22 protein-coding genes and 2 pseudogenes are annotated in these 24,520 nt (G+C 48.2%); 9 read left to right on the forward strand and 15 right to left on the reverse strand.

Annotated features, from left to right (window positions below; all coding sequences use genetic code 11):
• Nucleotides 1–214 precede the first annotated feature (214 nt).
• Genes TRQ7_RS02040 through TRQ7_RS02060 form a run of 5 tightly spaced genes read left to right on the forward strand, consistent with a single transcriptional unit; the run spans nucleotide 215 to nucleotide 6,219 of the window.
• The gene (locus tag TRQ7_RS02040; RefSeq protein WP_041843888.1) at nucleotides 215–2,377 is read left to right on the forward strand and encodes an aspartate kinase; all 2,163 of its coding nucleotides are present in this window, start codon (nucleotides 215–217) and stop codon (nucleotides 2,375–2,377) included.
• A 5-nt stretch (nucleotides 2,378–2,382) separates the two neighbouring features.
• On the forward strand, nucleotides 2,383–3,423 hold the full coding sequence (gene thrC / locus TRQ7_RS02045) for a threonine synthase (RefSeq protein WP_038066304.1): 1,041 nt from the start codon (nucleotides 2,383–2,385) through the stop codon (nucleotides 3,421–3,423).
• On the forward strand, nucleotides 3,420–4,265 hold the full coding sequence (locus TRQ7_RS02050; protein WP_041843889.1) for a homoserine kinase: 846 nt from the start codon (nucleotides 3,420–3,422) through the stop codon (nucleotides 4,263–4,265). The genes thrC and TRQ7_RS02050 overlap by 4 nt, the downstream gene beginning before the upstream one ends.
• Before the next feature lie 11 nt (nucleotides 4,266–4,276).
• The gene (locus TRQ7_RS02055; protein ID WP_041843890.1) at nucleotides 4,277–5,011 is read left to right on the forward strand and encodes an ABC transporter ATP-binding protein; all 735 of its coding nucleotides are present in this window, start codon (nucleotides 4,277–4,279) and stop codon (nucleotides 5,009–5,011) included.
• Nucleotides 4,993–6,219, forward strand: a complete 1,227-nt coding sequence (locus TRQ7_RS02060) for an ABC transporter permease (RefSeq protein WP_041843891.1) — start codon at nucleotides 4,993–4,995, stop codon at nucleotides 6,217–6,219. Before TRQ7_RS02055 ends, TRQ7_RS02060 begins: the two co-directional genes overlap by 19 nt.
• Here TRQ7_RS02060 and TRQ7_RS02065 read toward each other — a convergent pair.
• The 3 genes from TRQ7_RS02065 to TRQ7_RS02075 are packed head-to-tail and all read right to left on the reverse strand — an operon-like array spanning nucleotide 6,211 to nucleotide 8,648.
• Nucleotides 6,211–7,341 carry an NADP-dependent malic enzyme gene (locus tag TRQ7_RS02065; protein ID WP_041843892.1) on the reverse strand — a complete coding sequence of 377 codons (1,131 nt, stop codon included), beginning with the start codon at nucleotides 7,339–7,341 and terminating at the stop codon, nucleotides 6,211–6,213. The two genes, TRQ7_RS02060 and TRQ7_RS02065, sit on opposite strands and share 9 nt — an antisense overlap.
• Before the next feature lie 4 nt (nucleotides 7,342–7,345).
• On the reverse strand, nucleotides 7,346–7,840 hold the full coding sequence (locus TRQ7_RS02070) for a FumA C-terminus/TtdB family hydratase beta subunit (RefSeq protein WP_012645013.1): 495 nt from the start codon (nucleotides 7,838–7,840) through the stop codon (nucleotides 7,346–7,348).
• Nucleotides 7,830–8,648 (reverse strand): fumarate hydratase, encoded by an 819-nt coding sequence (locus TRQ7_RS02075; protein WP_012645015.1) that lies wholly within the window; start codon nucleotides 8,646–8,648, stop codon nucleotides 7,830–7,832. Before TRQ7_RS02075 ends, TRQ7_RS02070 begins: the two co-directional genes overlap by 11 nt.
• Nucleotides 8,649–8,693: 45 nt before the next feature.
• On the opposite strand from TRQ7_RS02075, the pseudogene TRQ7_RS02080 reads away from it, so the two are divergent.
• From TRQ7_RS02080 to TRQ7_RS02095, 4 genes and pseudogenes are all read left to right on the forward strand, one after another.
• A pseudogene (locus TRQ7_RS02080) lies at nucleotides 8,694–9,065 on the forward strand (TrpB-like pyridoxal-phosphate dependent enzyme); the annotation flags it as partial.
• 75 nt (nucleotides 9,066–9,140) lie between these two features.
• Complete coding sequence (locus TRQ7_RS02085; RefSeq protein ID WP_041437377.1) at nucleotides 9,141–10,376, forward strand: RNA-guided endonuclease TnpB family protein; 1,236 nt, start codon at nucleotides 9,141–9,143, stop codon at nucleotides 10,374–10,376.
• A gap of 28 nt (nucleotides 10,377–10,404) precedes the next feature.
• A pseudogene (locus TRQ7_RS02090) lies at nucleotides 10,405–11,184 on the forward strand (TrpB-like pyridoxal phosphate-dependent enzyme); the annotation flags it as partial.
• A 13-nt stretch (nucleotides 11,185–11,197) separates the two neighbouring features.
• On the forward strand, nucleotides 11,198–12,052 hold the full coding sequence (locus tag TRQ7_RS02095) for a cation diffusion facilitator family transporter (protein WP_041843894.1): 855 nt from the start codon (nucleotides 11,198–11,200) through the stop codon (nucleotides 12,050–12,052).
• Here TRQ7_RS02095 and TRQ7_RS02100 read toward each other — a convergent pair.
• From TRQ7_RS02100 to hfq, 12 genes are all read right to left on the reverse strand, one after another.
• The gene (locus TRQ7_RS02100) at nucleotides 12,049–14,325 is read right to left on the reverse strand and encodes an AAA family ATPase (RefSeq protein WP_041843895.1); all 2,277 of its coding nucleotides are present in this window, start codon (nucleotides 14,323–14,325) and stop codon (nucleotides 12,049–12,051) included. The two genes, TRQ7_RS02095 and TRQ7_RS02100, sit on opposite strands and share 4 nt — an antisense overlap.
• Nucleotides 14,322–14,909 carry a hypothetical protein gene (locus tag TRQ7_RS02105; protein WP_041843896.1) on the reverse strand — a complete coding sequence of 196 codons (588 nt, stop codon included), beginning with the start codon at nucleotides 14,907–14,909 and terminating at the stop codon, nucleotides 14,322–14,324. Before TRQ7_RS02105 ends, TRQ7_RS02100 begins: the two co-directional genes overlap by 4 nt.
• 179 nt (nucleotides 14,910–15,088) lie before the next feature.
• Complete coding sequence (locus TRQ7_RS02110) at nucleotides 15,089–15,706, reverse strand: hypothetical protein (RefSeq protein WP_012645021.1); 618 nt, start codon at nucleotides 15,704–15,706, stop codon at nucleotides 15,089–15,091.
• 4 nt (nucleotides 15,707–15,710) lie between these two features.
• Nucleotides 15,711–16,292, reverse strand: coding sequence for a sigma-70 family RNA polymerase sigma factor (locus TRQ7_RS02115; RefSeq protein WP_012645022.1), 582 nt, complete (start codon nucleotides 16,290–16,292; stop codon nucleotides 15,711–15,713).
• Nucleotide 16,293: 1 nt separating this feature from the next.
• On the reverse strand, nucleotides 16,294–17,847 hold the full coding sequence (locus tag TRQ7_RS02120) for an ABC transporter permease (RefSeq protein WP_012645023.1): 1,554 nt from the start codon (nucleotides 17,845–17,847) through the stop codon (nucleotides 16,294–16,296).
• A 13-nt stretch (nucleotides 17,848–17,860) separates the two neighbouring features.
• Nucleotides 17,861–18,826 (reverse strand): ABC transporter permease, encoded by a 966-nt coding sequence (locus TRQ7_RS02125; RefSeq protein ID WP_012645024.1) that lies wholly within the window; start codon nucleotides 18,824–18,826, stop codon nucleotides 17,861–17,863.
• A 62-nt stretch (nucleotides 18,827–18,888) separates the two neighbouring features.
• Nucleotides 18,889–20,628 (reverse strand): ABC transporter substrate-binding protein, encoded by a 1,740-nt coding sequence (locus tag TRQ7_RS02130; protein WP_041843897.1) that lies wholly within the window; start codon nucleotides 20,626–20,628, stop codon nucleotides 18,889–18,891.
• Between the two features lie 15 nt (nucleotides 20,629–20,643).
• Nucleotides 20,644–21,813: an oligopeptide/dipeptide ABC transporter ATP-binding protein gene (locus TRQ7_RS02135; protein WP_041843898.1), complete on the reverse strand. Its 1,170-nt coding sequence runs from the start codon at nucleotides 21,811–21,813 to the stop codon at nucleotides 20,644–20,646.
• Between the two features lie 16 nt (nucleotides 21,814–21,829).
• The gene (locus TRQ7_RS02140; RefSeq protein WP_012645027.1) at nucleotides 21,830–22,042 is read right to left on the reverse strand and encodes a heavy-metal-associated domain-containing protein; all 213 of its coding nucleotides are present in this window, start codon (nucleotides 22,040–22,042) and stop codon (nucleotides 21,830–21,832) included.
• Complete coding sequence (gene fmt, locus TRQ7_RS02145) at nucleotides 22,039–22,980, reverse strand: methionyl-tRNA formyltransferase (protein WP_012645028.1); 942 nt, start codon at nucleotides 22,978–22,980, stop codon at nucleotides 22,039–22,041. Before fmt ends, TRQ7_RS02140 begins: the two co-directional genes overlap by 4 nt.
• Nucleotides 22,977–24,197: a GTPase HflX gene (gene hflX, locus TRQ7_RS02150; RefSeq protein ID WP_144399151.1), complete on the reverse strand. Its 1,221-nt coding sequence runs from the start codon at nucleotides 24,195–24,197 to the stop codon at nucleotides 22,977–22,979. Before hflX ends, fmt begins: the two co-directional genes overlap by 4 nt.
• Before the next feature lie 13 nt (nucleotides 24,198–24,210).
• Entirely contained in the window at nucleotides 24,211–24,483 is a 273-nt protein-coding gene (gene hfq / locus TRQ7_RS02155; protein WP_012310528.1) for an RNA chaperone Hfq, read from the reverse strand.
• Nucleotides 24,484–24,520: the final 37 nt, after the last annotated feature.

A 24,520-nucleotide genomic window follows, 5' to 3' on the forward strand; every position in this document is an offset into this window, starting at 1 on the left:
CTCGGGTATTGAATGATTATACCAAAATCTTGGAATAACGAATCATGGGGGGTTTTTTAGGAATAGTATCATCACGTGCTTTACAATGTCAAGTTATCGAGTCGAATTTTTTAGTATCGGTAGCATTTTCATCATGAAAATGTAAAATTCAGGATAAGAGGGGAACATATCGATCGTTTAAAATGTTCACAAATTCTGCTGAGGAGTGAGAAAGGTGAGGGTGGGAATTGCGGGTCTTGGAACCGTGGGTGGAAGCATATACAGAATACTGAAGGAGAGGGGAGAAGAGATAGAGAAAAGAGTCGGTGAAAGGTTTATCGTATCGAAGGTCATAAATCGTTCCCCGCAGAAATACGAGGTCTACGGCGTGCCTCCGGAGGAAATAGCGTTCGATTTCGATGATCTGATCCTGAACAGTGACGTGGTGATAGAGGCCATCGGTGGAACGGACGTGGCCGTGGATCTTGTTAGACGAGCCCTGGAACTTGGAAGAATCGTTGTGACTCCCAACAAAAACCTCATCTCGGAGTACGGAAACGAATTCGTGGATTACATAAGAAAGAGAAAACTCTTCTTCGAAGCCTCGGTTGGTGGAGGCATTCCGATCATCTCCCTTCTTCAGGATTATCTGATCTTTCAGAAGGTGACCAGAATACGCGGGATCATGAACGGAACGACAAACTACATTCTCACAGAAATGAGCAAGGGAAGGCCTTTCGATGAGGTCTTGAAAGAGGCTCAAAAACTCGGATACGCCGAAGCAGATCCCACGAACGATGTCGAAGGATACGACGTCGCGTACAAGGTCTCGGTCCTGGCGGGCGTGGTGACGGGAAGGTTCCCCGGTATCCACAGCGTTCGATTCGAGGGGATAACGGGCATAGATCCCGAGTATCTGAAAGAAATCGTTCGCTCCGGGAAAAAACTCAAATTGATCGGGGAACTCGACTTTTCGACGAACACCTACGAGGTACGTTTGAGGGAGGTCACGCCGGAAGATCCATTCTTCAACGTCGATGGTGTGGACAACGCCATAGAAGTGTCCACCGATCTGGCCGGGGACTTTCTTCTGAAGGGAAGGGGAGCAGGCGGATACCCGACAGCCAGTGCGGTGATAGCGGATCTGTTCAGAGTGGCAAAGTACAAGGTGCTCGGCGGTGCTGAAAAGTTCTCCGTTGTGGTGATGAAATTCGGTGGTGCGGCCATCTCCGATGTGGAAAAACTGGAAAAGGTAGCGGAGAAGATCATAAAGAGAAAGAAAAGCGGTGTAAGACCGGTTGTCGTCCTCTCGGCGATGGGTGACACCACCGACCGCTTGATAGACCTCGCAAAGACCATAGACGAGAATCCCGATCCAAGAGAACTCGATCTTCTTCTGTCAACGGGGGAAATCCAGAGTGTTGCTCTGATGAGCATCGCTCTCAGGAAAAGAGGTTACAGGGCCATCTCCTTCACCGGAAACCAGTTGAAAATCATAACGGACAAAAGGTACGGTTCTGCAAGGATCATCGATATCAACACGGACATCATCTCGAGGTATCTGAAACAGGATTTCATACCGGTCATCGCGGGATTTCAGGGTATAACGGAAACGGGGGACATAACCACACTCGGAAGGGGTGGATCTGATCTCACAGCGATCGCCCTTGCGTACTCTCTCGGTGCGGACCTGTGCGAGCTTTACAAAGATGTGGACGGTGTCTACACGGCAGATCCCAAGATTGTGAAGAACGCCCGGGTTATCAAGGAACTGTCCTGGGAAGAGATGATAGAACTTTCTCGACATGGAGCACAGGTGCTTCAGGCGAGGGCAGCGGAATTTGCAAGAAAATACGGTGTCAAGGTGTTGATAAAGAACGCGCACAGAGAAACGCGCGGCACTCTCATATGGGAGGGGACAAAAGTGGAAAATCCAATTGTCAGGGCGGTTACCTTCGAGGACGGCATGGCAAAGGTGGTCTTGAAAGACGTTCCCGATAAACCCGGTGTTGCTGCGAGGATCATGAGAACCCTTTCTCAGATGGATGTGAACATCGACATGATCATCCAGGGAATGAAGAGCGGTGAGTACAACACCGTGGCTTTCATCGTTCCGGAATCCCAGCTTGAGAAACTGGACCTTGACCTTCTGAAAACAAGAAGCGACGCCAGAGAGGTTATAATCGAAAAGGGTCTTGCGAAGGTTTCCATAGTCGGTGTGAATCTCACCTCTTCACCGGAGATCTCCGCAACCCTCTTTGAAACACTCGCCAACGAGGGCATCAACATCGACATGATCAGCGCTTCAAGCAGCAGGATCTCTGTGATCATAGACAGCAAATACGTGGAAGACGCCGTCAAGGCGATCCACAGTAGATTCGAACTGGACAGGGAGTGAGGAACTTGGGCATACTCGAAAGGTACAGAAAGTTTCTTCCGGTGACAGAAAAAACCCCCATGATATCACTCAACGAGGGGAATACCCCTCTCATCCCTCTTGTAAACATGAGCAGGGAACTCGGGATAAAGGTCTACGTGAAGTACGAAGGGGCGAATCCAACGGGATCCTTCAAAGACAGGGGAATGGTCGTTGCCGTTGCCAAAGCCCTTGAAGAAGGCGCCAGAGCCATCATGTGTGCCTCGACGGGAAACACTTCTGCTTCTGCCGCCGCTTACGCTGCAAGAACGGGGTTGAAGGCCATCGTTCTGATACCTGAGGGGAAGATCGCTCTGGGAAAACTCGCCCAGGCTATGATATACGGTGCCGTTGTGCTGCAGGTGAAGGGAAACTTCGACAAATGTCTGGAACTGGTGAAGGAGATCACTTCCAAATATCCCATCACACTCGTGAACAGCATCAACCCTTACAGACTCGAGGGACAGAAGACTGCCGCCTTCGAAATCGTCGATGAACTCGGTGATGCTCCGGATTATCACTTCATTCCTGTGGGAAACGCCGGAAACATCTCTGCCTACTGGATGGGTTACAAGGAGTACTACCAGCATGGCCTTTCTTCTAAGCTTCCCAGGATGATGGGATTTCAGGCGGAGGGGGCAGCCCCGATCGTTCGAGGGCATCCCATCGAAAATCCAGAAACGGTTGCCACAGCCATAAGGATAGGAAATCCTGCCAACTGGGAAAAGGCGATTCGAGCCCGTGATGAGTCGGGTGGAGAGATCGACATGGTGAGTGACGAGGAAATCCTCAAAGCCCAGAGACTTCTGGCTCAAAAGGAAGGAATCTTCTGCGAGCCTGCATCCGCTGCATCGATAGCGGGACTTTTGAAGAAACACCGTCAGGGACTCTTCAAAGGTGGAGAGACGGTGGTGTGCACCCTCACCGGAAACGGCCTCAAGGATCCAAACGTGGTCATTTCACAGTTGGAGCCACCGAGGACGATAGAGGGAAAGATAGATGAGATCCTGGAGGTACTGGATCTATGAGAATAATGGTTCCGGCAACGACCACCAATCTCGGTGCGGGTTTCGATGTGTTCGGTCTTGCCCTCGATCTCTTCAACGAGGTGTTTTTTTCTTTTGACACCGATAGAACCATCATTGAGAGCACAGGAAAATACGCGCCGGATCTTGAAAATCACGATCTGTTCTTTGAGGTCTTCGAGTTCTTCGAGAAAAAAACAGGCTACAGAGTGCCTCCCGTGAGGATAAGCCAGGTGTGCAACATACCGATCTCCAGTGGACTCGGGTCCAGTGCTGCTGTGATCGTTTCTGCTCTTCACATAGCAAACGTGGGAACAAAGGCGAACCTTTCTCAGTGGGACCTCATGAAACTTGCCGCAGAGATCGAAGGACATCCTGACAACGTTGTTCCGGCTTTTGTGGGGGGACTGGTTGTCTGCTATCAGGATGGGAAAAACTTTGATTTTGAAAAGTTCGAACTGGATTTTGAACTCACCTTCCTCGTGCCCAGCTTTTCTCTTTGCACAAACACCATGAGAAAGGTCCTCCCCAGGCAGGTTCTGTTTGAAGACGCCGTTTTCAACATCAAGAACTCCTGTCAATTCCTGGCAAAGATCGCCTCAGGTAAACTGAACGAGGCTTTCAAATACGTGGGAGACCGTCTTCATCAGAACTACAGGATAAACGGAAACGAAAAGATGAAGGAATTCGTTGAAGCCATTCTTTCGAAAAAACCGGGATACTGGTTTGTGAGTGGTTCGGGACCCTCTGTATGTACCGACCTGGAAGATTTCGAGGGAATACCTTATCTGAAGGAAGTTCTGAAGTTGAAGGTGAACAACAGGGGGTTGATAATCTCAGAATAGGGGGTGTTCTCATGGGGGTTGTGATCGTCGAGGACCTGAAGAAAAGCATCGGAAGAAGAGAAATCCTCAAGGGGATTTCGTTTGAGATCAAAGAGGGAGAAATCTTCGGTCTCATAGGTCCCAACGGAGCGGGAAAAACCACCACTCTCAGAATCCTCTCCACCCTCATAAAACCCTCCTCCGGGAAAGTTTCCATCTTCGGAAAGGATGTGACCAGAGAGCCACACGAGGCGAGAAAACTGATCAGCTATCTCCCGGAAGAGGCAGGAGCGTACAGAAACATGAAAGGGATCGAATATCTGAGATTCGTGGCGGGCTTTTACATGCGAAATTCCAGGGAAATGGAAGCCATGGTCGAGAAAGCCGTTGAAATCTCCGGACTCGGAGACAGAGTGAAGGACAGGATCTCCACCTACAGCAAGGGAATGGTGAGGAAACTCCTCATAGCAAGATCTCTGATGGTGAACCCACGTCTTGCCATACTGGATGAGCCCACCTCCGGACTCGACGTTCTCAACGCGAGAGAGGTGAGAAAGATACTGAAACGGGCGGTTCGGGAAGGTCTCACCATACTGCTTTCATCCCACAACATGCTGGAGGTGGAATACCTCTGCGACCGAATAGCCCTGATCCACGACGGCAGGATCGTTGAATCCGGCACTGTGGAAGAACTCAAGGAAAGGTACAGCGCCCAGAACATCGAAGAGGTCTTCGAGGAGGTGGTAAAATGTTCGGAAAACTCCTGAAGAAAGAGATAAAAGAACTTCTCAATCTTGGGGCCATCGTTTCTGTGATTGTGATCGCCGTTCTGTACGGTTCTCTGGGGAATGTTTTCGAAAGCACGATAGAAAAGTCCACACAGAAACCGAAGATAGCGGTGGTGATGGAAGACACCGGAACGTTCTCTGAACTGATAAAACAGGAACTCGGCAACATGTCGGATCTCATCTACGTGGGGAACGATTTGAAGGAAGCAGAGAAAGTGGTGATGGAAAAGAAGGCCTCTGCGATGGTTCTGATACCGGATAGTTTCTCCAGGGATCTGACATCAGGGAAGAAAACCCGGGTGGAGATCATATGGTATCTTAAGGGAACGGGAATATCCGACACCATTTCCACCGGAATGGTCCTCTCCCTTCTTGAGCCGATCAGGGTGAAGATCGCTTCCCTGATACTCGGTGATCCGGAAAGGGCGCAGTTTCTGTTCGATCCGTTCACGATCGTTCAGCACACGTACCTGAAAGGAAAGTTTTACGAAAACCGCTCGCCAGATGCGATCATGAACATCTTCTATTCCCAAAACATAATGATTCCCATACTGATCATGATGCTCATCATCATGTCGGGATCGTCTCTCATATCCTCCCTTGCTCTGGAGAAAGAAAACAAAACCCTGGAGACACTCCTCACGATGCCCGTGAAGAGAGAACACATAGTGCTCGCAAAGATCTTGGGAAGCACGATCGTTGGCCTGATTCTTGCAGGAATATACATGGTGGGGTTTTACAACTACCTGAGATCGCTGACTCAAAATACGCAGGGAATAGGTATGAGTTTTAGCGCAACGGATCTTCTACTGATAGGAACCAGCCTCTTCCTTTCCATCCTTGCCGGCCTTTCACTCTGCATGTTCCTCGGCATGATGGCAAAGGATAACAGAAGCGCTCAGATTCTCACCTTTCCCATATCGATCCTTGCTTTGATACCCATGATAGCGAACATGATCGTGGATTTTTCGAACCTTCCGGGTGCTCTGAAGGCAGTTATCTTTGCCATTCCGTTCTCTCATCCCATCATGGCTCCAAAACTGGTTTTTTACGGGGATTACTCTCTCATCGTCTCGGGAATAATCTACCTTGCTGTTTTCTCCATCATCGTCATAAGTGCTGCCTTCAGGATGTTCAACTCGGACTATGTCGTTCTTGGATGGCAAATAAAAAGACGCTCACGATGAGTTTCTGACGGCAAAATAAACGTTCTGGTGCACTCTCATGTCGAACGCCTCGGGGATGATTCTGTCAGGATGGGGCTTGCACGAGTTTGCGATCGCATCCACAGCGGAAAAGAGCATGTTCTTTGTGATCTTTGATCTCTTTTCTACGGCCCCTTTCATGATGCCGGGAAAGGCAAGGAGGTTGTTCACCTGGTTTGGATAGTCCGACCTTCCCGTTGCAACGATGAATGCTCCCGCCTCTTTTGCAAGACGTGGATCTATTTCTGGAACTGGATTTGCCAGTGCGAAGACAACGGGCTTTCTGTTCATCTTCTCTATCCACTCTGGTTTTACGATGTTTCCCTTCGAAACACCTATGAAGAAGTCCGCGCCTTCGAGTGCGGTTTCGAGACCACCTGAGAGTCCTTCTGGGTTGGTGATACGGGCGATTTTGAGGTGGTACTCGTTCAGACAGGTTTCCGGGTGTTTCTCGTTGAGGATGCCATTTTTGTCCACTGCCACAACGTTCTTCACACCAAGGTCGAGAAGGAACCTCACGATGTTGTATCCTGCAGCCCCTATCCCGTTCACCACCACTTTCACTTCTTCTATCTTTTTCCCCACAAGTTTCAGTGCGTTGAGAAAGGCTGCAGACACAACAACGGCCGTTCCTTGCTGATCGTCGTGGAAGACGGGGATGTTCATCTCCTCAGAAAGACGTTGAAGGATTCTGAAGCACTTCGGTGCCGCTATGTCTTCGAGGTTTATCCCCCCAAAGCTCGGCTCGAGACTCTTCACGATTTCAATGATCTTCTCCTCATCATCTTCAGAAAGGCAGATGGGAAAGGCATCAAGATCCGCGAAGGCCTTGAAAAGAAACGCCTTTCCCTCCATCACAGGAAGCGCTCCGTAAGGCCCTATGTTTCCAAGACCAAGTACGGCGCTTCCATCCGAAACGACGGCGATCGTGTTCCATCTGGACGTGTAGGTGTAGGTATTTTCTGGATTTTCGGCACAAACCCTGGCAACTTCAGCAACACCGGGGGTGTAGAGAAGAGAAAGGATCTCTTTGTCCACCCTCTCAACGGGGAGAGAGATCCTTATCTTTCCCTTCAGAAATCTATGAATCTTCAGAGGATCCATTCTCTCACTCCTTGAAGATTGTGTTTCCTTCACTGTCTATCGCCACAATGAGGGGGAACTCTTCCACCTCTATTTCGTATATGGCCTCAGGCCCTAGGTCTTCGAACGCGAGCACCCGGGCGCTCTTCACCCTTTTTGAAAGGGCAGCAGCCGTTCCACTTGGTGTTATGAAGTAGACCCTCTTCCACCTCTTACAGGCGTCGATCGCCTTTTTTGATCTTTTTCCCTTTCCCACCGTTGCGACGACACCCAGTCTGAAGAGCATCTCCAGATAATCATCCATCCTGGCACTCGTGGTGGGACCTATGGCACCTATCACTTTCCCCTGAGGCGTTCTGGCGGGCCCTGCGTAGAACACTATCTGCCCCTCAAGGTTCACGGGCAGCCTTTCTTCCTTTTCTAAAAGTTCTTTCAGTCTCTTCTGTGCCTGATCTCTCATGACGATGAGTTTCCCGGAGTAGCGTACCTCCTGGCCGGCTTTCAGTTCTTCAACCTTCAACGATCACTTTCCCCTTTCTGCAAAGATAGCAGTCCACCGAGATGGCAACGGGCAGGGTGGCGATGTGGGTTGGAAAATGCTCCACATGAACTGAATAAACGGTTTTTCCCCTTCCAAGCCCCTGAAATCCTATTCCAAGGAGGTTCAGTTCACTTTCAAGTTCTCTTTCGAGTTCGGCGTACCTTGGGTCTTCGTTTCTTTCTTTGAAGTCTCTTGTCAGAGCGAGTTTGGAAAGAAGAACTGCTTTGTCAGCCGTACCACCTATTCCGATACCCACATGAAGAGGAGGACAGGCCTTCGCTCCGTTTTCTCTGATGTGCTCAACGACGAACTCTTTGATTCTGTCCACCCCGGAGGTTGGATTCATCATGCGAAGAACTGAGAGGTTTTCGCTTCCACCACCCTTCACAAGAAATCTGATCTCAAGCCTCTTTCCCTCAACTTGAAAGAGATGAACAACGGCGGGGGTGTTGGTTTCCGTGTTGATTCTGTCGAACAGAGGATCGGAAACAACGGAGAACCTGAAAGGATATTCCCTGTAGACCTCTTCAACCGCTCTGTTCAGTGTCTGTTCGATGGGTTCTTCCAGTTCGATAGTGTGACCAAGAAAAACAAAGAACTCCACCATTCCCGTGTCCTGGCAGAGAGGAAGGTTTTCCTCTTTGGAAATACGATAGTTTTCCTTTATTATATCAGAAAAGGGGCCTTCGTATTCTTCGATGATCTCTCTGACTTCTTCGTTTATTCTTACGTTGGCCTCTACAATGGCTTTCTTCACTTTTTCAAGAACGGTGTGTGCTCTGATCAACTCTTTTCACCTCAATGGAGATTATATCATCGAAGGAGGGGGATTATGAGAGTTGTTGTGAATCTGAAACCTGAGGAAATTCCAAGGTACTGGTACAACGTTCTCGCAGATCTTCCCTTCAAACTCGATCCACCTCTTGACCCGGAGACGAGAAAGCCAATCTCACCAGAAAAGCTCTCCGTGATATTTCCAATGAGTCTGATCGAACAGGAAGTTTCGGAGGAGCGATTCATCGAGATACCAGAACCCGTCCTGAGGGAGTACGCAGTCTACAGACCTACCCCACTCATCAGAGCCACCTTCTTGGAAGAGTATCTTCAGACACCTGCAAGGATCTACTACAAGTACGAAGGAGTTAGCCCTACCGGCAGCCACAAGCCAAACACGGCCATCGCACAGGCCTATTACAGAAAACTTGCCAGAAAGCACAACCCATTTATGAGATCGTGATGAACGGCAAGAAGTGTTAATATAACACTAGAGGTGCTGAACATGGCAAAACACATGAAAACATACAAATTCCCTGCACCACCTGAGTACCACACAAAATGCAAAGAACTATCAAAACTTGCTGGACGAGTATACAGCAAGACAGTTTCTCTTGTCAGAAAAATCCACAAGAAAAAAGGCTTCTGGCTTTCTATGAACACGGTACAAAAGTACATCCTTCGATGGGCACAAAACATTCCCCTTCACTCTCAGACCAAACAAGCCCTGGTGCAAAGATACTTTGAAGCCCTCAAATCCTACTTCAAGGCAAGTAAAACAAACCAAGGCCTCAAACCACCCTTTAGAACACCAAAGTACACAAACGTTGTCTGGAAAAACCAGGCAGTAAAACTTCTTGAAGATGGAACCCTAAGACTTGCGATGGGAAATGGAAACGATCCTCTCTACATACCAACAACCCTCCCAAAGGAAGTGGACATAAGACGTGTCGAACTTGTCTACGACAAAAGACAAGACAAATACTTCTTCCATGTGACAGTTTCATTCGAAAGCCAGACGAACATTTCTGGTAGTAAAGTAGTCGGCGTCGACCTTGGCGTTGTGCACCCAATCGTTGCCTCAACAGAGGACAAGGCAGTTATCTACAACGGCGGAGTGCTCAACTCAAAGCTTCGCTACCGAAACAAAAAGCTCGCTGAGCTCCAAAAGAAGCTGGCAAAGAAGAAACCTGGCTCAAGACGCTACAGGAAACTTGTTCGGGCAAAAAGAAGGCTTCTTGCAAAGCTCTATAACCAGATCAAAGACATTCTCCACAAGTACACAACACACTTTGTCGGGTGGTGCCTGACAGAAGGAGTAGGCACCATCGCAATCGGAGACCTTCGAGGTATACGAGACAGGGTCGACTACAACTCTACTGCCAACCAGAAGATCCATCAGTGGCTGTTCAGAAAAATTTCTGATCTCATCAAGACCAAAGCAGAAGCACTCGGTATTGAAGTGGTCTTCGTTGACGAGTCCTACACATCACAGACGTGTCCTGTCTGTGGTGCAAAACACAAAACATCGACGAGGAACTTCAGGTGCTTGGGTTGTGGTTTTGAATGGCACAGGGATGCGGTAGGGGCATTGAACATCAGGAAAAAGTATACAGGCGAGAGCCTGGTAGTAGGGGCTTTGGCGTCCCCCGTGGGTGTGATGTACAACTCACACCTTCGTTGCCCGGTGGCCATGTGGTCACCGTGGAAGCCCACCTTCGAGTGGGTAAAAACCTCCTGATTCCCTTAGGGGATCGGGAGGACGTCAACAGCAAAAGCCTATGAGAAAGCACATGATGAATCTGTTCGGAGGAAAAGTAACTCCAAGCCCCAGTGAAGAGACGAGTTTTGGAAGAAAAATTCTGGAAGAAGATCCCGAAAATCCCGGAAGTCTGGGAATTGCCATCAGCGAAGCACTGGAAGTTGCAGTTTCCGATCCCGATACGAAATACTCACTTGGAAGTGTTTTGAACCACGTTCTTCTTCATCAGACGGTGATAGGACTTGAAATTAAAAAGCAACTCGAACTTCTTGGAGAAAAGCCCGATGTTATACTTGGATGCCACGGTGGGGGATCGAACTTCGGAGGAACGATCCTTCCCTTCATACCGGAAAAACTTTCTGGAGAGAACATCAGATTCGTTGCCTGCGAACCGACCGCCTGTCCTTCACTGACCAGAGGAAAGTACGACTACGACTTCGGAGACACGGCCGGCCTCACACCCCTTCTCAAGATGTACACGCTCGGAAAAGACTTCATTCCACCGAAGATACACGCGGGTGGGCTCAGATACCATGGTTCTGCACCAATAATAGCAAGACTCGTGAAAGAAAAATTGGTGGAAGCACAGGCGTTCGATCAGGAGGAAACGTTCGAGGCAGCAAAGCTCTTTGCGAAACTGGAAGGGATAATTCCTGCACCAGAATCGGCCCACGCGATAGCGGGAGCGATAAGAGAAGCAAATAAGGCAAAAGAAGAAGGAAAAGAACGTGTGATAGTATTTACACTGAGCGGTCACGGCCTTCTGGATCTGACAGCGTATGCGTGAGGAGGAATTCCGCTTGAAGAAAAAACTCGTCTTTTCCGTGTGGCTCAACTCTCTCATCACCATCGCTGAAGTTATAGGAGGACTGGTTTCAGGGAGTCTTGCCCTCCTGGGGGACTCCCTTCACAATCTCTCCGACACCTTGAGTCTTCTTGCAAGTTTTGTCGCCATCAAAATCGGTGAGAAGCCGAAGAACGAAAAGTACACCTTCGGATACAGAAGAAGCGAGATAATCGTGGCATTTTTGAACGCCATCTCTGTCGTGGTAATATCGATATTGATATTCGTGGAGTCAATGAAAAGGCTGATGCATCCTCCCACGGTTCACGCAACGGTTCTTCTCTACGTTTCGCTGATAGGACTCGTTGCCAATCTTCTATCGGTTCTTCTTCTCCACGAACATACCAGAGAGAGCATGAACGTTCGATCCGCCTACCTTCACCTTGTAGCGGACACTCTGTCTTCTATCCTTGTAGTCGTCGGCGCCGTGCTGATGAAGTTCTGGAAGGTGTACTGGCTGGATCCTGTGATCGCTGCGGGTATCACGGTGTACATGTTCAAAGAGGCTTACGAGATACTGAGAGAATCCCTAGATGTTCTGATGGAGGCATCTCCAGATCTGGATTTTGAGAGCATAAAAAGAGAGATAGAGAAAATAGATGGTGTGAGGAACGCACACCACTTTCACGCCTGGAGGGTGGGAGAGAAAGAGATCCATTTCGAGTGCCATGTGGAAGTGGAGAACATGGAACTGAAAGACGCACAGAAGATCCTCGATGAAATTGAATCCAGACTGAAAAGGTTCGGTGTCACCCACGTGACCGTTCAGCTGGAATGCAACCGCTGCCACGGAGAGATGATCTGCAGTTAGAGGGTGAAGATGGGTTCTTCTCTGAGGAACCTTCGATCACTTGTGAACAATATCACCTGCCTTGTTCTGGTTATCTCTTCCAGCTTTGACCAGAGAAGCTCTATCTTCTCGTCGTCCAGGTCCACAAATGTGTTGTCTATCACAAGTGGGAGATCGATTTCGAGGACACGCGATACAAAATCCTTCGCATGAAGCGCCAGAACTTTCAGAGCGGACGTATTCAGGACTCTCATCACCGATTTTTCCTGAGGAACGTTGACCGCAACCGCCAGATGGGGAGAGACGTTGAAGACCATCGACTCACCGAAAAATTCCCTGTAAACCCTGCTCAGTTCTTTTGAAAACTCCTCGGTATAGCCTATCACAAATTCACTGTACTTTCTCTTCACCCTGTCTTTGAAGGCAGGAATGTTTTCGATGATTTTTTCCGTCAGAGCGAATTCCAGTCTCTTTTTTGTGAGCTGTTCCATCAAACCGTACGGTTCTTCGAGGGGTGGAATTTCCAGGGCTTCCAGTTCCCTTCCGATGCTGTTCACTCTTTCTTCGAGTTCTTTTATTCTCTGGCTCGATTTCATCGATTCAACGTTTTCTTTTTCTTCGAGGAGCTTCTTCATGGTATTTTGAAGATCTTTCTTTTCTCTCTCGAGTCTCAGGAGTTGTTCTTTCAGCTCCAGCTGTTTCAAGAGCTCTTCAACACTCTCTAAACCGACCTTTTCCAGCGCTTTTCTGAACTCTTCTTCCTGCTCTCTCATGTATTCTGTGAGCTCTTCCAGATTCTTCCTCCTTTCTGTAAGGGAAGAGGCCAGAGAGTCTTTCATCATGAGAAGCTCTCTTATCTGGTTTTCCACGTTTTCGAGGGCCTTCCTTGGATCACTCCCGTATTTTGCGAGAAATGGTGCGATTTCAAACATCCTTGAGTTCAACTGTTTTTCCAGCACGGTCTCGAGCCCATCGATATCCTCAACACCCACCGCCTCCTTCAACCGTTTCAACACCTGATTCTTTTCCTCCATCAGTTCCCTCTTTTGAGAAGAGATAGTGACGAATTCGCTGTCCAGATTTTGGAGCTCTTCTTTCACTCTGAAGTAGTTCCATATGGAAAGCAGAGCCCCACCGGCACCAGCGAACGTCAGATAGATGAACGGATTCTTCGATGCCAGAAAGATGAAAACAGCGGATACCACAGAAAACGTCAGAAACACGCTGACAAGGACTTTGAACACAGAGAGTGTTCTGTCTGCTTTTTTCATTCTGTCTCCTATCTTTTCCAAACGTTCGTTTATGGTGTTCATCTGTCTTTCTATCTCTTCCAGAGGTCTTTTCAAACGACTCGAAATTTCGTTCATCCTTGCTCTGTGCTCGTTTTCGACAAGATTCATCTGAAGCCTCAGGTTTTCCAGTCTCAACTTCAACTCTTCAAAACTTCTGCAGGAAAAATCCTTAAGGATGTCTTCCATCTTTTCCCTTGTCTCGTTGTATTTTTTCTCCAGTTCCTTTATCTCCATTTCAAGCTGGCTTTGCCTTTCTTTCAGATAATTCAACTTCTGAAACAGCCCGTAGGCTTCCTCCAGGTCGTTCTTTGATGAGACGATCTGGCTTTCAAGTTCCTTCAACTCGGCTTCGACATCCAGGAGTTTCTTCTTGACCTCTTCGAGATGAAAATCAATCGACTGAAGTTGTCGTTTCTTTTCCTCTTCCAGTCGTCCTCTCTCTTCATCGAGAAGCCTTCTGCTTTTCAGTAACTCTTCCTCGAGGTTTTTCTTTTTTTTCATCAAAAGGAGCACCTTTTTTCTCTTTCCCTTCCACTCGTTGATCTTCATCTCAAGGTTTGATATCTCGTTTCTCAGCATCTTTTCCTTTTCCATCAGACTGGAAAAGTCTTCGTTCATCACACGTTCCATCTCTCTTGCAGGGAAAAGATTTCTGTAACTCTCCGAAACGAGGGAAGAGATCTTTTGAGATCCTTCGAGGGTATCATCCACGTGCTCCGGTAAAAAAGAGGTGAAGAGGAAGACCTCAGGATCAACCGCTCCCGAACCAAAGTGCACTGTCCCTTCATCGGTTTCGAGACGACCACCGAACTTTTTCGAATACCAGGGTCTGTAGTCTTCAAGTTTCGCTAAATTTCCCGTGAGACAGTATCTGATGAAGTTTGCAAGGGTGGTTTTACCCGCTGCGTTTCCACCGAAGACGATGTTCAGTCCATCCTTAAGATTCAGAGAGAAATCTTCGAACTTTCCAAATCCTTCGATGTAAACTTGCCTGATCTTCATATCTCTTCCCTCACCCCTGCTTCTTCAAGAAGGAGAGAATCCAGTTTCGACCAGTTTCGCCTGTTCAGCACCTTCCCCACAAATCGAACGTTCCTTCTGTTCTTTATCTCCTCGTACTCGTGGTTCCACAGGAGACCATTCAGAACGATCAGAGAATCTTCAGGAAGAGAGGTCAGGTCCTCGTAAACTTCCACCTTCAGAAACTTCAACTTGAAACGTGAAAGATCGAAGCGCTCAAAATTTTCGCCATTGTACAGAAGACATTCACATTTGTCGCTGAGAGGAGAGGAGGAAAAATCAGTAAACGAAACGGAAAACTCCCGTTTCACAGGCACATTCAGGTACTCCACTATTTCGTCGAGCACGATGGACTCCGGTGGAATGAACTCCTTTATGAATTTCTCCGCTAGGAAGGGATCCACGCTGTCGCCGAACAGATTTATGAAAACGAACCTTTTCCCCCTGAAGAGTCTGGTCACATAGTTCAGGAGTTCCATCCTGGCCTTATCCAGCTCTTCTTTGAAAAGAATCGTTTCATTTGGATAGTCGAAGAACCTCAAATCTTTGATCAAAACGTGTTCCATATTCTTCCTCCTTCAAGGGTTTTTCAAGAAGATTTAAGAAGTTCTTCCATGGTGATTCAATTCAGTGTTACAGGGGTAAGTTAAATTTTGAATTGCGTGTCCCTCATCCCCCCGATCCCCCCTGGACCCGATTAAGACAAAAAGAAGCATGGGAGGGACGATCGTCCCTCCTTTGTTTTTTACCTCGGTATGTAGAGGTTCAGATCTCTCGCTATGTTCTCAAGGCGCGTTTGAGTGACCTGAACGATCTTTGTGGGATGATGAGAAGTTCCTACACCGAATACAAGCAAAAAGACCCTGTTTGGAACACCGACGATCAACGTTGCGTTTCTGGGGATCACGATATCGTAATCTGTAGCGATCTTTGGCTCCTTGTAATAGAAGAACCTGTAAGGAGAAAGTCCTGGCTTTATGTCCCTTGAGAAGATGATCTTTTCTCCATTCTTGATGGTGATCCACACAGGGTCGTTCCCCACAACGAAGATGCGTATATAGCCGGTGGTTGGGTCGTCCTCTATCTCGGAAAAGATCTTCTCAAAATCTATCCTGGATTTCTCAAAGTACTCGTAGGCGGTGATGTAACGACTGACGATGGAGTTCGGTTTCAACAACTCTTCAAGCGTTTTCAGGCGGTCTTCGTAACCGTTCAATTTCGATTGAAGCGTTCTTTCCAGTTCTGAGACTCTTGCATCGAGCTTTTTGAGAAAAAAGAAGTTGAAGACCGAAAGAACGAAGAAGAGCAAAATGGCCACCACTATCAGTGAAGCAAAAAAAGAAACAAGAAAATCTCTCTTCATCGTATCACCCTAATTCGGAAATCATTCTCTTTACCTTCTGAACCGTGTTGTCCACCTTCTTTGAAGACACACGAAACTCCTCCGCTATCTCTTTGTACGAGTATCCATCCAGCCATCTGAGGAATATATTCTTTTCCAGTTCATTCAAATTCTCCAGAACCTTCTCTAGAATTATATCAGAAAGAGCGCTCTGGGCGATGTCTCGGCTGGCATCCGGCATCTCGAAAGGTGAATCGTCCTCTTCTTTTTCCATCGACTCCACCTTCACGGCATCGGAGAGCATCCTGTTCTTTTTCCTGTTCATGTAGGTGAGAAAGGATTTTATTTCAGATTCCACACTTCTCCAGGCAAAGGATGTGAAGGAGCTCTTGGAACTGTCGTAATAGAAAATGGCCTTTATGAGTCCCACCAGTCCGTTCTGTATCACATCCTCCTGCTCCGCCCAGCTGGCAAAATAGCGGGAGGAAATTTTCACAACCATGGGATAGTACTTTTCGATGATGAGATCTATCGCTTCCTTGAAACCTGCCTGTGCGTATTCCACCAGCTCCTCCACCCTTTTTCCCCTCAACCTGTACTTCAGCATCCTATCCGAGAGACCTCGGGTCCAGAGCGTCTCTCAAGGCGTCTCCAACGAAGTTGAACGAGAGCACCGTGATGAAGATGAACAGCCCCGGTATGAGAAGCCATGGATATTTGGTCATGTAGGCTACATTCTGCGCCTGAGCGAGCATCAATCCCCAGCTTGCATCGGGTTCTCTTATACCGAGACCCAGAAAGCTGAGACTCGCCTCCCCCAGGATGTATCCTGGTATTGCAAGAGTGGCGGCAACTATCAGATAGCTCGTTGTGTTTGGAAGAACGTGACGAAAGAGGATCTTCGTGTCTGGAAAGCCAAGCGCCTTTGCTGCCTCCACGAACTCCCGTTGCTTTATGGAAAGCACCATTCCCCTTATCACCCTGGCTCTGCCCGCCCATCCGATGAAAGAGAGTATGAAGACAAGCAAGATGTACACCTGTGTGGATGGAATGTCCAGTGGGAGCAAGGATCTCAGAAGGATCAAAAGGTAAAACCCCGGAAGCGACATGATGATCTCAGAGAACCTCATCATGAACTCGTCCACAAGCCCACCGTAGTATCCGGAGATTCCGCCAAAGATCAGAGAAAGCGCAAAAGTGATGAACATTCCTATGAAACCAATGGAGAGAGAGATCCTGGAGGCAAACACGAGTCTGCTCCAGATGTCTCTACCGTACTGATCCGCACCCATTATGTAGAATCTCACGTATTCGTTGTTGTCATAATTGTCCACACCGAAGAGGTGGTACCTGAAGGGTATGAGCCAAAAAAGATAACCGAGTCTGTGCTTTCTGTCACCACCCCAAGATTTGATGAACCATTTTACCGGATACGTTTTGTAATCGTAATCGACCACCTTTCCTGTGATCATCTCGATGTCCTCACCTTTTTTCACCAGGATCATGTTGAGTTTCTCCTTCAGGATTACCTTTTTGATATCATCGGGAGAGTTGAGCCCCAGTCTGAAACCGTACTTTCCAAAGTACGTATCCTTTGCAACGGGCGAAGTGGTTTCTATCTCCGCTTCACCCTTCGCCAGGACGTCGTCGTCGTATCCGAACAGGAAGTAGTCCACCACCCTGGTGGTGGAGCCGGCGTACTTTCTGGTGCCGTCCTTCAGAACAAGGTAGTACTCTTCGTCCACCATGAAGGAAAAACCGGTGACCCCTTCTTTTCCTATCTCGTAACTGATCTGTGATCCAAAGACATCCAGAACGAGTCTTTTTGGAAAGAGCATCTCGTAGAATTTTCTCTCAAAAGTGGCTTTGTCCACGTAACTCACAGTTGGAAGAACATACGCTCCAACGCGTTTTCCCTTGTATTCTCTGTGCACTCTGGTCGGTGGGGCGAAGGAATGTTTCAGTGACTGTTCGTAGGGATGGTAAGGCGAGAGAAAATCGGCAAAAAGAGCCATGAGATAGAGAACTATGAGGACATAGAGCCCAAACATACCGAGCCTGTTTCTTCTGAAAGCCCTCCAGATGAGCTCTCTTCTGGAGAGAACCTTTTCCTTGAACTCTATCTCACCGTTCTCAACGTGGATCGCTTTTTCCTCAGCCATGACGACTCCTCCTTCACTCGAATCTCACTCTTGGATCCACAGCGGCAAGGAGTATATCAGCGATGAGGTTACCCACCACCAGCATGATAGCACTGATCACAGCAGACGCCATGACTATGTAGATATCCTGCTGAAGGAGAGCCTGATAGATGAGTCTGCCCATACCGGGCCATGCGAAGATGTTCTCTATGATAACCGCACCCCCGAGAACGTTGGAAATACTGAACCCAAGGAAGGTGATCATGGGGTTGATGGCATTCCTCAAGGCGTGCTTGTATATAACCACACGTTCCGGCATTCCTTTCGCACGGGCGAATTCCACGTAATCTTCGTTCAGAACATCAAGAAGGCTTCCTCTCATGTACCTCATCAGGGACGCAAAACCACCAAAACCGAGGGCGATCGTGGGTAGTACCAGGTGCGATGCGATGTCTTTGAATCTTTCCCACGTTGTCATGTCGTTGTGGTTCACCGAGACCATACCGGCGATCGGGAACCAGCCTGTTTTCGCAGCCACAAACAGAAGGAGTATGGCCAGGAAAAATCCTGGAAGCGCAATACCACTGAAGGCAACAACCGTGAGGATCTTGTCCCAGATGGAGTACTTTTTCAAAGCAGAGAAAACCCCCACTATTATCCCCAACACCCACTGAAAAGCAAGTGAAGAAACAGATAGAATCACCGTGGCGAATACCCTCTCCCATATGAGAGTGGAAACGGGTCTCCTGTAATAGAAAGAATACCCGAAGTCACCCTTTAAAACGTTCTTCAACCATATCCCGTACTGAACGATCCAGGGCCTGTCCAGGCCAAGTTCTTTTTCCATCTTCTCAAGAAACTGCTGCGATACAGAAGGATCCAGGCGATACATATCCAGGAAATTTCCCGGTGCCGCCTGCATGATGATAAAGACGAGGAAGGATATGATCAGAAGCTCCGGTATCATGATGACCAGTCTGCGGGCGATGTACTTGAGCAAACAGGATCACCTCTTCATCAGAAGTTTGGAAAGGAGGGGGGAAGTTCCCCCTCCGAAACACTTCACTGCTCTTTCCAGACACAATCCTGATTCCAGCCCCACATTCCACCGAACGCGGTGGGTTCGAGGTTGTGGAGTTTGTTGCTGTACGCGTACAGGTAAAGCTGCTGGGTGGTGTAGATGAGTGGCAGGTGTTCAGAGACCAGTCTCTGGAACTCTCTGAACATGTCCACCACTTTTTGCTGATCGAGGATCTTCACGTTCTCTTCGAAGATTCTATCGATCTCTTTTTCCCAGTCAGGCAAGTAATAGTCGTTCGGATCAACGAAGTCTTTGACCTCAGGATGATAATTCCAGAAGTGGAGAGCACCTTTTATTCTCCACACGTTCGCTCCACCCTGTGGTTCGTCGGATCCCGTGAGCCCTATTATGACAGCCTCCCAATCACCGTTCACGACGAGTTTCTGAACGAGTGTGTTGAAGTCTATAGGAGCAAACGTCACGTCCATTCCGAGCTTTTTGAGCGACTCCGTTATGATGTTACCCATCCCTTCACGAACCTGGACTCCGGCATTGGTCATGATGATGAACTTCACCGGGTTTCCTTCGCTGTCGAGGAGCTGACCGTTCTCATCCCATTTGAATCCACCGAGTTTGAGCATTGTTCTTGCAAGGTCGAGGTTGTACGGGTATTTTCTGAGAACGGATTCGTCGTAGTAAACGGTTGCAGCCTGGCTGATCGGACCCCACTGTTCCACTGCAAGACCGTTGTAGAGCGTGTCTATCATGGATTGTTTGTCGATGGCGTAAGCAACAGCCCTTCTGAAGAAGTCGTTTCTGAACCATTTCCTCTTCACAGGATCTGGGGCGTTCCAGTTGAAAGTGATGAACGTGGTACCAAAGTTGGGGCCACCCACACCGACAACCCAGCCTTTTTCCTGAGCCATGGCCTTGAGCTCAGCGTATTCTGTTCCGCGTGGCCCGTACACGTCAACTTCTCCGTTTTCGAACGCGAGCCTCTGGGCGTCCTGTGTCGGAATGATCTTGAAGATGATACCGTCAAGGTACGGAAGCTGTTTTCCGTCTTTGTCGTACTTCCAGTAATACGGGTTCTTCACGAATCTCACGTACTGATCGGGAACGTATTCGACGGGGATGAACGGACCGAGTCCAACGATCTCTCCCTTGTTTATGGAATCAACCGTCCAGAACTCTTTGAATTTTCCTTCTTTCACGTAGGGTTCTGCGACGTGTTTCGGGAAGATGGGAATGCCTCCGATGTACCTCACGGCGAGCCTGTAGGTTTCTTTCAGGGTCGTCTTTACCGTGTAGTCGTCGATCTTTTCAGCCACGGGCCAGTTGTCGGCAAAAAGGTCCTGCATATCGTTCGGTATGTCGGGATTGAAGTAAATGTCGTTGATCGTGAAGACCACATCGTCCGCTGTGAACGGAGTTCCGTCACTCCACTTGACTCCCTTTCTCAGATGCCAGATGATCTCCATGCTGCCGTCTTCGTTCTGTTTGAGCTCCCAGCTTTCTGCAAGGGCGGGATGTATCCTCGCGTGGTTGTCGAGTTCTATCATGGAAGCCATGAACCTCGCTATAACATCTCTAGAGCTCGTCTCCTGTGCGACCACATCGTTACACGTTCTGGGACCAGAGAGCGTAGGAACTACGAGCACTCCCCCGTACTGTCCTGTGGCGTCCGCTCCAATGTAAGTTTCAAACTGGGCAAACGGTGAAAGTTCTGCAAACATTGCAACGGCAAGAATCAACACGAAAACACCAAAGAACTTACGCATGAACACACACCTCCTTTATGATGAGTGTAGATGGCATGCCACCCAGTGGTTCGGTGAAACCTCTTTCATGAGAGGATACTCTTTCTCGCATATTGGCATCTTGTAAGGGCACCTCGGATGGAAGAAACATCCTGCGGGTCTGTTGATGGGACTTGGAACTCCTCCTCTGAGAATGATTCGCTTTCTTGAACGTTCGACCTTTGGATCTGGCACCGGAACGGCAGACAGCAGTGCCTGAGTGTAGGGATGCAGCGGATTGTCGAAGATTTCATCCGTGTCACCCATTTCCACGATCCTTCCAAGGTACATGATACCCACTTCATGGCTTATGAATCTCACAAGCCCAAGGTCGTGTGATATGAAAAGATAGGTGAATCCATTCTCTTCCTGGAGTTTGAGGAACAGATTTATAACCTGTGCCTGGACTGAAACGTCCAGAGAGGCCGTTGGTTCGTCGAGGATCACTATTTCCGGGTTTATGGAGATGGCCCTCGCGATGGCAATCCTCTGTCTCTGCCCTCCACTGAACTGGTGAGGATACCTCTCCAGGTGGTAATCCTTGAGCCCAACGCTACGAAGGAGTTCCCTTGCCATGTCGATGGCCTCTTCACGGGTTTTTGCAAGTCCATGAAAGAGGATGGGCTCCGTCAATATGTCTCCAACAGTCATTCTTGGATTCAGAGAGCTCATCGGATCCTGAAAGACGATCTGTATCTTCCTTCTGAATTTCATTCTCTTCTCTTCTATGTTTTCAAGCAGAGTTCGATAGAATCTTTCCTCGTTTTCTTCTACCTTTTTGAAAAAGACCTCCGCGTACTTTTTGTCGACACCATCCAGGGTGTTTATTATCTCATCGGGTGAGAGGGAGGTCTTCATCTTGCGGAATATATCCACGTAGGTCGTCTTCAGGTAAGAAATAGCCTCCTTCGTTTTCATGAAATAGTAAGTGGTATCGTCACCATCGACGATGACACGACCGGCAGTCGGATTTGTGAGACGGAGCACCGTCTTTGCGGTGGTTGTCTTTCCACAGCCAGACTCACCAACGAGAGCGAAGGTCTTTCCTTTCTCCACGGCAAAAGAGATATCGTCAACCGCTTTCACATAATCGACGATCTTTTTCACAAGGAAACCCTTTCTGATTGGAAAGTACTTCTTCAGGCTCAACACTTCCAGTGTTTTCACCTTGAACAACTCCTTTTCATACGATGAGTGTGTAACCCAGACTGTCAACCACCGCTTTTATCTGCTCTTTGGAAATCGTTTCATCGTCGTAGTCCACACCAACAACTTCGGCTGCCATTTCGTAATCCACCTTGAACACACCATCGAGTTTCTCGATTGCGCTCTTCACCTTTTTGTAGTCTTCCTCGGTCTTTGCTCCTTTCAGCATGAAGTAGTTCAACCTTCTCAACTCTCATACCTCCCTTCCAGCTTCATTCCTTCTTCTATCAGTCTTCCGTTCCTGAGTTCCCAGAAAGTGAGTTTCTTTTTCCCGGGAAGTTGCAGGTATTTCACCTTCACCATTCCTTTACCGGTTCCTATCCAGGCACCCTCTCTATCTATATAGTGTATCAAACCTGGTTCATCGTTCGAACTATCTACAGCCATTGCTCCGAACAATTTTACCTCTTTCCCGTTCAAAAAAGCCCTTGCACCGGGCCTTGAGTCGTACGCCCTGATCTTGTTCTTCACCGTCTCCGCGCCCTTCGAAAAATCAACGAACAGGTCTTCTTTCTTTATGAGAGGAGCATAAGTTGCCCGGGTATGATCCTGCTCTCTCAGATGTATTTCACCATTTTCCAACTTCTCAAGAAACTCAATCACCATTTCCTTCGAAAGCTCTATCAACCTTTTCTCCAGCTGATCGAACGTTTCGAAAGGGTCTATGTTCACTTCTCTCTGAAGAGCAATGGGACCTGCGTCGAGTTCTTTCACCATTCTGTAGATGGTAACCCCCGTTTTCTTCTCCCCATTTTCAAGGGCCCTCTGTATAGGAGAAGCACCTCTGTACTTCGGAAGAAGAGAAGGATGGATGTTGTAACAACCATGCTTTGGAAGTGAAAGCACCTTTTCACCCAGTATCTTACCGTAGGAAGCAACTATCAGAACATCCGGATTCACCGAATGCAAAAACTCCAGAGCCTCTTTCCTGTTTATCGATTCCGGTTGAATACAGGGAAGGCCTTTTTCCTCTGCAACGACCTTAACAGGAGTGGGGAGCGTTTTCCTACCACGGCCTTTCGGTTTGTCCGGTTGTGTCACAACACCGACGATGTTGATTCCTTTTTTCACCATGTAGCGCAGAATCTCTGCTGCAAACTCAGGAGTTCCGACAAAGACCACTCTCAAGATGCCACCTTCCCCTTCAACAGCTCTACGGTATCTTTATCAGCCTTCACTGTGACAAGAACATAACTGTCTCGATACTCCTCGTTCAGTATCTCCAACCTGTCCTTCATTGCGTAAACCAGCCCTATCTTCTCTATGGGAACTTCAATGGTTTCTTGAACATCCCTTTGGCTCAGGACCTCTTCCAGTTTTTCCAGAAGGCGATCGAGTCCTATCTTCTTTTCTGCCGAAATGAACAGAGCCTCAGGATACTTCCATTTCAACGCCTCTATTCTGTCCTCAGGACAAAGGTCGATCTTGTTGAAGACAAGGATCCTCGGGATTCTGTCTGCTCCGATCTCTTCCAGCACCTTCTCCGAAGCCCTCATCTTTTCTTCAGCATACGGATCGGATGCATCCACAAGATGTATCAAAACATCCGAATACTTCACCTCTTCCAGGGTTGCTTTGAATGCACTCACGATCGTGTGGGGAAGTTTTCTTATGAATCCAACGGTGTCACTCACCAGGATGATTTTCCCGCTTTTCAGTTTCAAGCGTCTTGTCACCGGTTCAAGCGTGGCAAAGAGCTTGTCTGCAATATAAACATCACTCTCTGTGAGTGATTTGAGAAGAGTGGACTTTCCTGCGTTGGTGTAACCCACAATGGACACATGGGGTATCTTCTTTTCCAGTCTCTGCTTTCTCTGAACTTCTCTTTCTTTCTCTATCTCCTTCAGCCTTTTTCTGAGCTGTGAAATGCGGTTTTTGATATGTCTTCTCAAAACCTCAAGCAGGGGTTCACCGGGACCCCTCGTTCCAATACCACCACCGAGTCTTGAGAGCTCCTCTCCCCTTCCAACCAACCTCGGCAATTCGTAAAGGAGACTCGCCATTTCCACCTGGAGTTTTCCTTCTTCGCTGGTTGCATGGCGTGCAAAGATTTCAAGGATCACCTGAGTCCTATCCAGCACTTCCGTTTCCAGGTACTCTCTCATGTTTTTCGACTGAACCGGGGTGATCTCATCGTCCACCACGACAAGGTCTGCTTCACAGAATTCCACTATTTCTTTGAGTTTCTGAAGTTTTCCTCTCCCAAGGTAGGTAGCAGGATCGGGTTTTGATCTTTTCTGCCAGAGCCATTCAACAACATCAACGCCCAGGGTTTTGCACAACCCCTTCATTTCTTCAAGGGACTCTTTTATCTTCTCTTCATCCTTTCCAACGGCAACAACGATCGCCTTTTTCCCTTCAAGATCCCTGGTCTTCAGGAGTTTCATCCTCCTTTTCTGGCTCCTGTTTTCTGGGCATCAACATAACGTACGAAGAGGGTATGATGGTGCTGATGGCATGTTTGTAGATGAGACTTTGCTGATTTCCACTCTCCAGAAGGACGGTGTAACTGTCGAAAGATCTGATGAACCCCTTAGTTTGAAAACCGTTCACCAGGTACACTTTCACCTCGATCTTGTTGACCCTGAGGTGGTTCAGAAATCTGTCCTGAAGGTTGAACTTTTCTGCCAAGGTGAACTCCCCCCTCAACGTGAGATTCAAATATAGA

The organism is Thermotoga sp. RQ7, assembly GCF_000832145.1.
In the GTDB taxonomy this organism is placed as follows: domain Bacteria; phylum Thermotogota; class Thermotogae; order Thermotogales; family Thermotogaceae; genus Thermotoga; species Thermotoga neapolitana.

Excerpts from the sequence above, each read along its gene's own strand:
- TRQ7_RS02050 (WP_041843889.1), top strand. The coding sequence starts at position 3,420 with ATGAGAATAATGGTTCCGGCAACGACCACCAATCTCGGTGCGGGTTTC.
- TRQ7_RS02055 (WP_041843890.1), top strand. The coding sequence starts at position 4,277 with ATGGGGGTTGTGATCGTCGAGGACCTGAAGAAAAGCATCGGAAGAAGA.
- TRQ7_RS02060 (WP_041843891.1), top strand. The coding sequence starts at position 4,993 with ATGTTCGGAAAACTCCTGAAGAAAGAGATAAAAGAACTTCTCAATCTT.
- TRQ7_RS02065 (WP_041843892.1), bottom strand. The coding sequence starts at position 7,341 with ATGGATCCTCTGAAGATTCATAGATTTCTGAAGGGAAAGATAAGGATC.
- TRQ7_RS02085 (WP_041437377.1), top strand. The coding sequence starts at position 9,141 with ATGGCAAAACACATGAAAACATACAAATTCCCTGCACCACCTGAGTAC.
- TRQ7_RS02100 (WP_041843895.1), bottom strand. The coding sequence starts at position 14,325 with ATGAAGATCAGGCAAGTTTACATCGAAGGATTTGGAAAGTTCGAAGAT.
- TRQ7_RS02105 (WP_041843896.1), bottom strand. The coding sequence starts at position 14,909 with ATGGAACACGTTTTGATCAAAGATTTGAGGTTCTTCGACTATCCAAAT.
- TRQ7_RS02110 (WP_012645021.1), bottom strand. The coding sequence starts at position 15,706 with ATGAAGAGAGATTTTCTTGTTTCTTTTTTTGCTTCACTGATAGTGGTG.
- TRQ7_RS02115 (WP_012645022.1), bottom strand. The coding sequence starts at position 16,292 with ATGCTGAAGTACAGGTTGAGGGGAAAAAGGGTGGAGGAGCTGGTGGAA.
- TRQ7_RS02120 (WP_012645023.1), bottom strand. The coding sequence starts at position 17,847 with ATGGCTGAGGAAAAAGCGATCCACGTTGAGAACGGTGAGATAGAGTTC.
- TRQ7_RS02130 (WP_041843897.1), bottom strand. The coding sequence starts at position 20,628 with ATGCGTAAGTTCTTTGGTGTTTTCGTGTTGATTCTTGCCGTTGCAATG.